At 65.6% G+C, this 12,254-nt stretch carries 12 protein-coding genes; 9 read left to right on the top strand and 3 right to left on the bottom strand.

Annotation, left to right across the window (positions count from 1 at the left end):
- Nucleotides 1-35 precede the first annotated feature (35 nt).
- From ACFOOL_RS15605 to ACFOOL_RS15580, 6 genes are all read left to right on the top strand, one after another.
- The gene (locus ACFOOL_RS15605; protein WP_380098253.1) at nt 36-488 is read left to right on the top strand and encodes an iron-sulfur cluster assembly scaffold protein; all 453 of its coding nucleotides are present in this window, start codon (nt 36-38) and stop codon (nt 486-488) included.
- Between the two features lie 11 nt (nt 489-499).
- Nucleotides 500-805 (top strand): membrane protein insertion efficiency factor YidD, encoded by a 306-nt coding sequence (gene yidD, locus ACFOOL_RS15600; protein WP_380098252.1) that lies wholly within the window; start codon nt 500-502, stop codon nt 803-805.
- A gap of 374 nt (nt 806-1,179) precedes the next feature.
- A complete protein-coding gene (gene thrS, locus ACFOOL_RS15595; RefSeq protein WP_380098251.1) occupies nt 1,180-3,171 on the top strand; it encodes a threonine--tRNA ligase in 1,992 nt (663 codons plus the stop codon).
- A complete protein-coding gene (locus ACFOOL_RS15590; RefSeq protein ID WP_380098249.1) occupies nt 3,171-3,395 on the top strand; it encodes a hypothetical protein in 225 nt (74 codons plus the stop codon). The genes thrS and ACFOOL_RS15590 overlap by 1 nt, the downstream gene beginning before the upstream one ends.
- A gap of 13 nt (nt 3,396-3,408) precedes the next feature.
- Nucleotides 3,409-3,840, top strand: coding sequence for an alternative ribosome rescue aminoacyl-tRNA hydrolase ArfB (arfB, locus tag ACFOOL_RS15585; protein WP_380098248.1), 432 nt, complete (start codon nt 3,409-3,411; stop codon nt 3,838-3,840).
- Nucleotides 3,841-3,868: 28 nt separating this feature from the next.
- The gene (locus tag ACFOOL_RS15580; RefSeq protein WP_380098246.1) at nt 3,869-5,266 is read left to right on the top strand and encodes a phosphomannomutase; all 1,398 of its coding nucleotides are present in this window, start codon (nt 3,869-3,871) and stop codon (nt 5,264-5,266) included.
- 7 nt (nt 5,267-5,273) lie between these two features.
- Here ACFOOL_RS15580 and ACFOOL_RS15575 read toward each other — a convergent pair whose 3' ends face one another.
- From ACFOOL_RS15575 to ACFOOL_RS15565, 3 genes are all read right to left on the bottom strand, one after another.
- Nucleotides 5,274-5,825, bottom strand: coding sequence for a response regulator (locus ACFOOL_RS15575; RefSeq protein WP_380098244.1), 552 nt, complete (start codon nt 5,823-5,825; stop codon nt 5,274-5,276).
- Between the two features lie 190 nt (nt 5,826-6,015).
- The gene (locus ACFOOL_RS15570) at nt 6,016-6,624 is read right to left on the bottom strand and encodes a superoxide dismutase (RefSeq protein WP_380098243.1); all 609 of its coding nucleotides are present in this window, start codon (nt 6,622-6,624) and stop codon (nt 6,016-6,018) included.
- Between the two features lie 54 nt (nt 6,625-6,678).
- Nucleotides 6,679-8,760 carry a S9 family peptidase gene (locus ACFOOL_RS15565; RefSeq protein WP_380098242.1) on the bottom strand — a complete coding sequence of 694 codons (2,082 nt, stop codon included), beginning with the start codon at nt 8,758-8,760 and terminating at the stop codon, nt 6,679-6,681.
- Between the two features lie 295 nt (nt 8,761-9,055).
- On the opposite strand from ACFOOL_RS15565, the gene mbhE reads away from it, so the two are divergent.
- From mbhE to ACFOOL_RS15550, 3 genes are read left to right on the top strand one after another with little or no spacing between them, the layout of a single operon-like run.
- Nucleotides 9,056-11,449 carry a hydrogen gas-evolving membrane-bound hydrogenase subunit E gene (gene mbhE, locus ACFOOL_RS15560; protein WP_380098241.1) on the top strand — a complete coding sequence of 798 codons (2,394 nt, stop codon included), beginning with the start codon at nt 9,056-9,058 and terminating at the stop codon, nt 11,447-11,449.
- Entirely contained in the window at nt 11,446-11,874 is a 429-nt protein-coding gene (locus tag ACFOOL_RS15555) for an MnhB domain-containing protein (RefSeq protein ID WP_380098240.1), read from the top strand. The genes mbhE and ACFOOL_RS15555 overlap by 4 nt, the downstream gene beginning before the upstream one ends.
- A complete protein-coding gene (locus ACFOOL_RS15550) occupies nt 11,875-12,252 on the top strand; it encodes a Na+/H+ antiporter subunit C (protein WP_380098239.1) in 378 nt (125 codons plus the stop codon).
- Nucleotides 12,253-12,254 lie beyond the last annotated feature (2 nt).

Raw genomic sequence — 12,254 nt, 5'->3', positions numbered from 1 at the left:
ACGGGACCGGAACAAGAAACAGAATTGCCTCCAGCATGGAACTGAGCGATCTCTATTCCGAAAAGATCCTCGATCTGGCGGGAAATGCCCTGCAACCGCCGCGGCTGGCCGATGCGGACGCCTCGGCCCGCAAGGTGAGCCGCATCTGCGGCTCGGTGATCGAGGTCGACCTCAAGGTGCGCGACGGGGTCATCACCGGATACGGGCACGAGATTTCGGCCTGCGCGCTGGGGCAGACCTCGGCGGCGGTGGTGGCGCGGGAGATCGTGGGCACGCGGGTGGACGATTTTTGCGCGGTGCGGCAGGTCATGCACGACATGCTCAAGGCCGATGGCGCCCCACCGGACGGGAAGTGGAGCGACCTCAAATATCTCGAACCGGTGCGAGACTATCCGGCGCGGCATATGTCGACGCTGCTGGTGTTCGACGCGGTGGCGGCAGCGCTGGGAAAACTCGAATCTTCACAACAGCTTGCCGCGCAAGATTGATGAACAGAATCATGGCGCTGATTGGCCGGGCAGTGGATTTCCCCTTCAAGCTGGCCGCCGTTTTCCTGATCACGCTCTACCGCTACACACTGTCGGCCTTCATGGGGCGGAATTGCCGGCACCTGCCGACCTGTTCGGAATATACGCGCGACGCCATCTGGCGGTTCGGCTTCTGGCCGGGCGGCTGGATGGGGCTGGCGCGGCTGTGGCGCTGCCGACCCGGCGGCACGCATGGCTACGACCCGGTGCCGGAGGAGGTGCCGGGGGAGGGGCGGTGGTACCTGCCCTGGAGATATGGGCGTTGGGGGGCAGGGTGACGCGTCTCCAGCGCTAACGCTCCACCCCTCGAAGGGGAGGGTTCATTCAGGACTCTTGGCTCAATTTATCCCCCACACCGGGCTTCCCTCGGGCTTGACCCGAGGGTCGCTGTCCACGTGCAAGAAACCTGATTTGGGGCTCACAAGCCGGCCCCGAGGGCAGCACAGCGTTGGTGTGAGCAACAACGATCAATCCAGGAGCGTCCAAAGTAAACATTCCCCCTGGAGGAGGAGGAAGGCGAAGGAGCCTGCCTCACGGATTTATTCATAGGCGAGTTTTTGGCGGGCTCGGCTGGAATTGCCCCGAATTCATGCTATTCAGGCCGCCTTGCAGCGGTGAATGCTGCGATCAACCCGATTTCTGGAGACTTCAAATGTCGATCAAGGTGACGTTCCCCGATGGTGCTGCTCGCGACTATTCGCGCGGCACCACCGGCACCGAGATCGTGGAGGGGATTTCCAAGAGCCTCGCCAAGAAGACCGTGGCGATGCGCTGGAACGGCGTTCTGTCCGACCTTTCGGACCGGCTCGAAGGCGATGGCAGCATCGAGTTCGTGACGCGCGACAGCGGCTCTAAGGACGTGCTGGAGCTGATCCGGCACGATGCCGCGCACGTACTGGCCGAGGCGGTGCAGGAATTGTGGCCCGATACGCAGGTGACGATCGGACCGGTGATCGAGAACGGCTTTTACTACGATTTCTATCGTCCGCAGGGGCCGTTTTCGGAAGAAGAGCTGCGCATCATCGAAAAGAAGATGAGCGAGATCATCGAGCGCGGCGCCGCCTTCACCAAGGAAGTGTGGACGCGCGACCAGGCCAGGGACTGGTTCGAGGCCAGGGGCGAGGCGTTCAAGGTCGAGCTGGTGGACGCCATTCCGGCGGACCAGTCGATCAAGATGTACAAACAGGGCCAGTGGATGGATCTGTGCCGCGGCCCGCATATGCGCACGGTCAAGGATGTGGGGCAGGCCTTCAAGCTGACCAAGGTGGCGGGCGCCTATTGGCGCGGCGACAGCAATCGCGACATGCTGAGCCGTATCTATGGCACGGCGTTCCCGACCAGGGAGGAGCTGGACGCCTATCTCACCATGATGGAAGAGGCGGAAAAGCGCGATCATCGCCGCATCGGGCGCGATCTGGACCTGTTCCATTTGCAGGAAGAGGCGCAGGGCTCGGTATTCTGGCATCCGCGCGGCTTCGTCATCTACAACCAGATGGAAGCCTATATTCGCCGCCGGCTCGACAAAGCGGGCTATGTCGAGGTGAAGACGCCCCAGCTCATGAACGCCAAATTCTGGGAGCAGTCGGGGCACTGGGGCAAATATCGCGAAAACATGTTCGTGGTGCCCGACCAGGTGCCCAATACCGAGGACGACAAGCCGATCTTCGAGGATGGCGGGGACCTGCTGGCGCTCAAGCCGATGAACTGCCCGGCCCATGTGCAGATCTTCAACCAGGGCATCAAGTCCTACCGCGATCTGCCTTTGCGTATGGCGGAATTCGGCTGCTGCCACCGCAACGAGGCCCATGGCGCACTGCACGGGCTGATGCGGGTGCGGCAGATGACGCAGGACGATGCGCATATCTTCTGCCGCGAAGACCAGATCCAGAGCGAGACCGAGCATTTCGTGCATCTGCTCTATTCGGTCTATGGGCATATGGGCTTCGAGAACGTCGTCATCAAGCTGGCGACGCGGCCGGAGAACTTTGGCGGCACCATCGAGCGCTGGGACGCGGCGGAAAAGGCGCTGGGCGATGCGCTGCGGGCCACCGGGTACGAATTCGAGATCGCCGAGGGCGAGGGGGCATTCTATGCGCCCAAGCTCGAATTCCATCTCAAGGACGCCATCGGGCGCTCCTGGCAGGTGGGGACGCTGCAGCTCGACTATGTGCTGCCCGAGCGGCTCGACGCCACCTATGTGGCCGAGGATGGAAGCCGCAAATATGCGGTGATGCTGCACCGGGCCATCCTGGGATCGCTGGAGCGGTTCATCGGCATATTGATCGAGAACTATGCCGGCAGGATGCCGATGTGGCTGGCGCCCACCCAGGTGGTGGTCGCGACCATCGTCTCGGAAGCGGACGATTATGCGGCCAAGCTGGTGAGCCGGCTGCGCGATGCCGGCATTCGCGCCGAACTCGATATCCGCAACGAGAAGATCAACTACAAGGTGCGCGAGCATTCGGTGCAGAAAGTGCCGCTGCTGTTCGTGGTGGGCAAGCGCGAGGCCGAGGAGGGCACGGTTTCGGTCAGGCGGCTGGGTACGGAGGGGCAGCAGGTGCGGCCCTTCGCCGAGGCGCTGGTCGAACTCGTCGCCGAAGCCACCCCGCCCGATTTGCGGGACGCCGCCGAAAAGGCCGCCTGATGGCCCAGCGTCCATCCAACAGGGAAATGAAGGCGCTTTATCATCTGGGCGAGGACAAGGTCCTCGGCCCGGGTGACATCAAGGACGTGGGGGAAAAGGTTTTCGCCCGCATGCTGGTGAAGAAATGGATCGAGGAAGCGGAGCCGGGCAAATACCGGACCACCGAGAGGGGCCGCATCGTCCACGACGAGGAAGTCTATTTCACCGGCCGCTGGAAGCGCTGAGCGGGGAGGTGGCATGGCCGATCCCATCGCGATCACCCGGACCATTTCGATCGAGCCCAGCGAAATCGAGGAAAGTTTCGTGCGGGCCTCGGGGCCGGGCGGGCAGAACGTCAACAAGGTCGCCAGCGCCGTGCAATTGCGCTTCGACCTGCAAAATTCCCCCAATATCCCCGAGCCGATGAAAAGGCGGGTGGCGGCACTGGCGGGCAGCCGGCTGACCAAGGAGGGGGTGATCGTCATCACCTCCAATTCGCATCGCGACCAGAAGCTCAACCGCGCCGAAGCCCAGGCGCGGCTGGTGGCGCTGCTGCGCGAAGGCGCCCATCCGCCCCGGCCGCGCATCGCCACGCGGCCCACGCTCGCCTCGAAGAAGCGGCGCCTCGAGGGCAAGGTGCGCCGGGGCGGCATCAAGCGGCTGCGCGAGCGGCCGGACCTGGACGATTGACCGGGCGGCGAATACGGGACGGAAGACCATGGACACCAGCAGCCTGAAATTCGGCACCAGCGGTTTGCGCGGGCTGGCGGCGGACCTTGAGGGACAGGCGGCGCGGCGCCACGTGACCGCCTTCCTGCGCCATCTGGGCACGGAAGGGGCCGGCCGCGTCTATCTGGGACGGGACCATCGGGCCTCGAGCCCGACCATCATGCGCGACTGCGCCATCGCCATCGCGGCGGAAGGGCTGGAGCCGGTGGATTGCGGGGCGCTGCCCACGCCGGCGCTGGCGCTCCACGCCATGGCGACGGGATGCCCGGCGATCATGGTCACGGGAAGCCATATTCCGGCGGATCGCAACGGGCTCAAATTCTACCGGCCCGATGGCGAGATCGGCAAGGCGGACGAGGCGGGCATCCTCGCCATGCTGAGCGACGCGGCGGTGGCGGCTCGGCCGGTCCGCATGCCCGACGAGAGCGCGGCGGCCATGGAGCGCTATGTCGGACGCTTTCGCGGCCTGCTGCCGGACGGGGCCCTGCGAGGCAGGCGCATCGGCATCTTCGAGCACTCGACGGTGGCGCGGGATGTCCTGGGACGCGTCTTGCGTCATTTCGGCGCCGAGACGATTGGGCTGGGACGGCTCGAAGGCTTCGTTCCGGTCGATACCGAGGCGTTCGGCGACGGGGTATTTTCGCCGCTTCCGGGCTGGGTGGCGCAGCATGGGCTGGACGCCATCGTTTCGGCCGATGGCGACGGCGACCGGCCGCTGCTGATGGACGGGACGGGCGAGTTCGTGCGCGGCGACGTGTTGGGATTGCTCTCGGCGCGCTATCTGGGCGCCGATATCGTGGTGACGCCGGTGACGTCGAATTCCGCCATCGAGCGCACTGGCCTGTTCGGGCAGGTGATCCGGACGAAAGTGGGTTCGCCCCATGTGGTCGCGGAACTGGCGAGGATGACCGGACCGGCCATCGGCTTCGAGGCCAATGGCGGCACGCTGGTGGGACGCGGGATCACGGTGCGCGGGGAGACGCTGGCGCCGCTGGAAACCCGCGACGCAATCCTGCCGCTGCTGTGCACGCTGGGGCTGGCGGCGGCGGCGGGCGTCGCCCTTGGCGCCCTGGTGGCCACGCTGCCCTTGCAGCACGCCCTTTCCGACCGCTTGCAGGATGTGCCCGGGGAGCGCAGCGCCGCCTTTCTGGCCCGGCTGGCGGAGGACCCGGCCTATGCCGGAGCACTGTTCGGGGCACGGGGGATCGCCGCGATGTCGCGGATCGACGGGGTGCAAATCCGTACGTCCGGCGGCGACATGGTGCATTTCCGCGCCTCGGGAAATGCGCCGGAACTGCGCTGCTATGTCGAGGGCGGCACGGAGGCTGGTGCGCGGGAACTGCTCGCCTGGGGCCTGGGCGTGGCGGCGCGGGAATTGGGGCTGTAGAACCGCCTCAGGCGGACGGTTCCATTTCCGGGCCGGCGGCGCGGCGATCGGGAAAGAGGGGGACGACATTGTCGGTATAGCGGCGCGCCGGCTTGGGCCGGGGCGTGCGCATGGGAACGCGGTTGCGCCGGTCGGGGCCGCGATAGCCTGACCCCAGAGCGCCCACCACGCTGCGATTGAGCAGGCGGGCCTGCACCCGTTGCAGCAGGTGGCCGGGCGACATGGGTTTGACCACCACCTCATCGATGCCGGCGCTGATCGCCTGCTGGCGCATGGGCGGGGTGATGGCGCGGGTGAGGGCGATGACCGGCAGGTCGCGCGAGACGAAGCCAGGATCGAGCCGGATGGCCTCGACCATTTCATAGGCCGGACGCCCCTCGCGGTCGAAATCCACCACCAGCATGTCGAGCGGGGCGATGCGCATATAGGCGAACAGCTCGGCCTCGCTGGCGAAGGGGCGGACGCGCAGCCGCGAATCGCCGGCCAGCACCATGGCGAGCACGGCGTTAAGGGCCGGATTGGCGGCCAGAATGGCGATTGTCTTGCCCGTCGCGGTCACGAAGCACCCTCGTTTGGTAAAGGTTTCGTTAACACGATCAAACGGGAGAATGAAGCGGCGAGTTCCGGTTCCGCGCAAGACTTTCCGGCAAAGGGGGATCGGGCGGAGTGGTTTCAGTGTTGCGCCCAAGCGTCGACCAGCGCTCCTACCCCTCGAGGAGAGGCGCCGATCCTGCTTGGGGGGAAAGGCCTCAGGCCATCGCTTCCTCGAACATGTGCTCGACATGTTCCCAGTTCACCAGATGGTCGAACCAGGCCTCGAGATACTTCGGCCGGGCGTTGCGGTAGTCGATATAGTAGGAATGCTCCCACACATCGACGCCCAGGATCGGGTGGCCGCCATGGATGAGCGGGGATTCGCCGTTGGGGGTCTTGCTGATCTCGAGCTTGCCGCCCTTGACCGCGAGCCAGGCCCAGCCGGAACCGAACTGGGTGGCGCCGGCATCGAGGAAATCGGCACGGAACTTGTCGAAGCCGCCCAGATCGGCATCGATGGCGGCCTGCAACCGGCCCGGCAACCGGCTGCCGCCACCATTGGGCTTCATCCAGTTCCAGAAATGCACGTGATTGTAGTGCTGGCCGGCATTGTTGAACAGGCCCGGATTCTTGCCGTGGCTCTCCCGCACGATGTCTTCGAGCTCGAGGATTTCGAGGCCCGAGCCCTCCAGCAACTTCTCGCCATTGGTCACATAGGCCTGATGGTGCTTGTCGTGATGATATTCCAGCGTCTCGGCCGACATGTGCGGGACGAGCGCGTCATAGGCATAGGGCAGGGGCGGCAGGGTGAATTTGGTGGGCATGCAGTCCTCCTTCGGTGTGAACGGGACCAAGCTGGCGCGCCCTCCGGCTTCGGATCACTCCTCCAATCCTGCCGATCTTATGGCGAAGGCGTAGCACTGGGCGGTTTCCTTGAGACGATCGAAGCGGCCCGAAGCGCCGGCATGGCCCGCGCCCATATTGGTCTTGAGGTATAAAGGCGCGTCGCCCGTCTTGGTTGCGCGCAGTTTCGCCACCCATTTGGCCGGCTCCCAATAGGTGACGCGCGGATCGGTGAGCCCGGCCAGTGCGAAGATGGGTGGATAGGCCTGGGCCACGATCGCCTCATAGGGCGCATAGGCGGCGATGCGCGCATAATCTTGGGCGGAGGCGAGCGGATTGCCCCATTCGGGCCATTCGGGCGGGGTGAGCGGCAGGGTGTCGTCGAGCATGGTGTTGAGCACGTCGACAAAGGGCACCTGGGCGATGATGCCGCCCCACAGGTCGGGGCGCATATTGGCGACGGCGCCCATCAGCATGCCGCCGGCCGAGCCGCCCTGCGCAATGATGCGGCCCTTGCGGGTGTAGCCCCGGTCGATGAGCATTTCGGCGGCGGCGATGAAATCGGTGAAGGTATTGGCCTTGTGCTCGCGCCGGCCCAGCCGATACCAGCGATAGCCCTTTTCCATGCCGCCGCGGATATGGGCGGTGGCGTGGACGAAGCCGCGATCGACCAGCGAGAGCACCGAGACCGAGAAGGCGGCGGGCATGGACATGCCATAGGAGCCATAGCCATAGAGCAGGGCGGGATTGGAGCCGTCGAGCTCGAGGCCCCGGCGATGCAGCAGGGTGACCGGCACTTTCTCGCCATCGGGAGCGGTGGCGAACAGCCGGCGCGTCACGTAATTGGCGGGATCGTGGCCGGAGGGCACTTCCTGGGTCTTGAGCAGGGTGCGGGAGCCGGTTTCCAGGTCGATGTCGAAAACCCGGCCGGGCGTGGTGGGCGAGGAATAGGTGAGTCGGAAGACGGCGGTGTCGAATTCATAGCCGGTCGCCATGCCCAGCGAATAGGCTTCCTCCTCGAAATCGACGGTTTCCTCCTCGCCGGTGCGGAGGTCGCGGGCGACGATGCGCGGCAGTCCATCCTCGCGCTCGAGCCGCAGCAGGTGATTGCGGAGCAGGGCGATATCGAGGATGAGGACGCCCTGGCGATGCGGCACCAGGTCCTGCCAGTGTTCAGCCCCGGGCGCCTCGGCGGCGACGGTGACGATCTTGTAGTCCTCGGCGCCTCCGGCATTGGTGCGGATGTAGAGGACGCCACCGCGTTCATCGACTTCATATTCGCGGTCGGCAAGGCGGGGGGCGACGAGACGCGGCTCGCCACCGGTCTCGGCGTCGATCAGCCAGACCTCGCTGGTCTGGTGGTCATGGGCGTCGATGACGATGAAGCGGCTCGAAAGCGTCTTGCCGACGCCGACGAAAAAGCCGGGGTCCCGTTCCTCATAGACGATGGGGTCGTCCTCCTGCGCCGTGCCCAAATCGTGGCGACGGATGCGGAACGGGCGGTGGTTGTCGTCATATTCGGTATAGTAGATGGAGCGGCTGTCGTTGGACCAGACATAGGAGCCGGCAGTCTCGCGGATGACCTCGTCGCCGTCCTTGCCGGTCTCCATGTCGCGCAGCGCGATATCGTAATATTCCGAGCCGGCGCGGTCTGCGGCCCAGGCGAGGATGCGGTGGGAGGGGTCGTGGATGGCGCCGGCGAAGCCGAAATATTCCTCCCCCGCCTCGACATTGCAATCGAGCAGCACCTGCTCCTCGCCGCCATCGCGCGGGGTGCGGACGATGAGCGGATATTGCTTGCCTTCGAGCATGCGCGAATTATAGGCCCAGGGCCCGTCGGCGGAGGGAACGCCGCTGTCGTCTTCCTTGATGCGGCCGCGAATCTCCCTGTAGATCCGCTCCTGCAGCGCCTCGGTGGGCTTGCCGAATTCCTGTTCATACCAGGCGTTCTCGGCCTCGAGATAGGCGCGGATTTCCTCGTCCAGCGTCTCGGGCCGCTGCATCACCTCCTGCCAGTTGCCGGCGCGCAGCCACGCATAGGGGTCCTGACGGACGATGCCATGGTGGGTGTGCTCATGCGGGATGCGCTTGGCGAGAGGGGGCGTGGCCTTGGTCATGATGTCTCCGGGGGCAGGCGATAGCAAGGACATAGAGCGCCGGACGATCCGATGGAATCGGATCGAGCGCTCTATCTGTTTATTATTGCATCGGATGCGTCCGAAAACCGCTTTGCACTTTTCGGTCCGATGCTCCGGGCCCCATGTGAGCAGTTTGCCACCCCTCGAAACGGTTGAAAACGCCTAAGCCCAAAGTCGCAATCGGTCCGTTATGACTTGTGGCGCGGCCTTCATCCGGTAAGGTCGCAGACCTCATCCCGGAATGGAATCATCGAACGGCGGAAGGAGTGGCAGCTTGGGGCCGACCCTCGATGCAAATATCGGTCTTTTGGCCGTCGCGCCCTTTGCCGCCGCCGTCCTGGCTCCGTTCATCCATCGCCTGGCCGGAGGGCTGGCCAGTTGGATACTGGCGGCGGTGCCGGCGGGTATCTTCGTTTTCCTGCTGGGCCTGATCCCCGTGGTGGCGGACGGCGGAACCATGGCGGCAAGGCTCGTATGGGTTCCGGCCTACGGGCTCGATCTCGCCTTCTACATCGACGGGTTGAGCCTCGTCTTCGCGCTGACCATTGCCGGCATCGGCACGCTGATCATGCTCTATTCGGGCGCTTATCTGGCCGGTCATGTCCACCGGGGGCGGTTCCTGGGGTTCATGCTCGCCTTCATGGGCGCCATGCTGGGGGTGGTGCTGTCCGACAGCCTCCTGGCGCTGTTCATGTTCTGGGAGCTGACCACCATCACCTCCTTCCTGCTGATCGGCTTCGACCATCGGCGGCAGGCGGCGCGGCGCGGCGCCATCCAGGCATTGGTGCTCACCAATATCGGCGGCATGTTCCTGCTCGCCGGCGCCATCGTCATCAGCCAGCAGACCGGCACCTGGGAAATGAGCGCGCTGCGCGGCATGGGCGCGGTGCTGCACGACAGCGGGTTCTACGGATTGCTGCTGACTTGCTTCCTCGTCGCAGCCTTCACCAAATCGGCGCAGTTCCCGCTGCATTTCTGGCTGCCCAACGCCATGGAAGCGCCAACGCCGGTATCGGCCTTCCTGCATTCGGCCACCATGGTACAGGCGGGAGTCTATCTGCTGGCGCGCATGAGCCCCTCGCTGGGCGGCACGGCGATCTGGACCGGCATGCTGGTGGGCTTCGGCGGCGTCACCCTCGTCTGGGGGGCGCTGGGGGCGCTGAGGCAGACCGATCTCAAGCAGATATTGGCGCAAACCACCATCGCCTCGCTGGGCCTGCTGGTGCTGCTGATCGGATTGGGCGGCAGCTACGGCATCGCTGCCATGGTGCTCTATTTCGTCGCCCACGCGCTCTACAAGGCCGGGCTGTTCATGGCGGTGGGCGCCGTCGACCACGGGGCCGGGACGCGGGAAATCACCGTGCTGGGAGGGCTGGCCGACCGGATGCCGGTGACCTTCATCGCCACGGCGCTCGCAGCGCTCTCCATGATCGGCCTGCCGCTGACCATCGGCTTTTTCGCCAAGGAGGAGATGTATGCGGGGCTGGCCGGAGGCGACTGGCGCGGGCTGCTCACCTTGATCGTCCTGGTGGCGGGCAACGGAATGCTCGTGGGCGTGGCGCTGCTGGTGATGATCCGGCCCTTTCTGGGGGAAACCGTGCCGACGCCGAAAAAACCGCAAGAGGCGCCCATCGCCATGCTGGCCGGGCCGCTGCTGCTGGGCGCGGGCGGGATCGTTGCGGGGCTGCTGCCGGAATGGCTGGGCCACGATCTGGTGGCGCCCGCTTCCGCCGCGATCCTGGGCCGGCCGGTCGAAAGCCATCTGACGCTGGCGCTGGACGTCACCGGTCCGCTGCTCTGGCTCTCGGCGCTGACCTGGGGGATGGGCATATTGGTGTATCGGCAGGCCGACGCCATCCGCACCCTGCTGCGGCGCTTCGAGGGCGCGCTGGGCTGGACCGCCGACACGGTATTCGATGCCGTCATGTTCGGGCTGATCCGCTTTTCGGGCGCGGTGACGCGGCTGCTGCACCATGGACGGCTGGAACTCTACCTGGCGGTGGTGTTCGCGGCCATGGCGGTGGCGCTGTTCGGGCCGCTGCTGGCCTGGGGCGGGCTGGACTGGCTGGTGCCGGCGACGGATCTGGGCGACTGGCGCCCGCGCCTCCTGCTGCTGCCCGGGCCGACACCTTACGAATGGGGCGTGGCAGGGCTGGCGGTGCTCGGCCTTGCGGCGGTGCTGGCGGCGCCGACGCGGCTCATCGCCATCCTGTCGCTGGGCGTGCAGGGAACGGCGCTGGCGCTGATCTTCCTGCTGTTCGGCGCGCCGGACCTGGCGTTTACCCAATTTATGGTGGAAATCCTGTCCGTGGTGATCCTCACCTTCCTGATGACGCGGCTGCGGCTGGACGACCGCGATCCCCGCCCCTTCGAGGACTGGATGCGCGACGGCACGCTGGCGCTGGTCTGCGGGGCGGGGGTGAGCCTGCTGCTGATGCTCGTTCTCAACGGCAGCTATGATTCGCGCCTGCCCGATTTCTTCAGCGCCACCAGCGTGCCGCTGGCGCATGGGCACAATATCGTCAACGTCATTCTCGTCGACTATCGCGGCTTCGACACGCTGGGCGAGATCGCCGTGGTGATGGGGGCGGGCATGGCCATAATGGCCCTGCTGCGACGGCGGAAAAAACCGGCCTTGCCCGACGAGCGGCGGAAGGCGGCGCCATGAACACGGTGATTTTTCGCACGCTGGCGCCGACGGTGGTGGCGATCATGCTGGTCTTTTCCGCCTATGTGTGCCTGCGCGGCCATAACGAGCCGGGAGGCGGATTCATCGGCGGGCTGATCGGGGCGGCGGCCATCGCCGTGTTCGCCCTGGCCTCTGATGTCCGGGCGGTACGGCGGGCCCTGCGGGTCGATCCGCTCGCCATAGCGGGGTTCGGCGTGGTGCTGGCGGGCTCGTCCGGCCTGCTCAGCCTCTTCACCGGCTCGCCCTTCATGACCAGCATCTGGATCGAACTCGGAGCAGGGCAGGGTGCGCTGGCGCTCTCGACGCCGCTTTTCTTCGACCTCGGGGTCTATTGCACGGTGTTCGGAACGCTGTCCTGCGTGGCGTTGCTGCTGCTGGATGGCGAGCGGGAGGAGGAAGCCTAGATGGATTACGTGCTTGCCGTGCTGGTGGGGCTGTTCATCGCACTGGGCATCTATCTGCTGCTGTCGCGCTCGGTGATCCGCATGCTGATCGGCATGACCATTTTCGGCAACGGGGTGAACCTGCTGATCTTCACGGCCGGGCGGGTGACGCGGGAGCTTGCGCCCATCGTGCCGCCGGGGCTCAAGGCACCGGCAGGGCCGATCGCCAATCCACTGCCGCAGGCGCTGATCCTCACCGCCATCGTCATCGGCTTTTCCATGTTCGCCTTCCTGCTGGTGCTGGCATTCCGCGCCTATCGGAGCCTCGATGCGGACAATACCGACACCATGCGGCTGGCCGAGCCCGAACGCTCGCCGCAGCCGCCGCTGAGTTATTGACG

It is taken from the genome of Devosia honganensis, from assembly GCF_042648785.1.
GTDB classification, from domain to species: domain Bacteria; phylum Pseudomonadota; class Alphaproteobacteria; order Rhizobiales; family Devosiaceae; genus Devosia; species Devosia honganensis.
The sequence above is the reverse complement of the archived record's forward strand: the minus strand, read 5'-3'. Positions and strand labels throughout refer to the sequence as shown.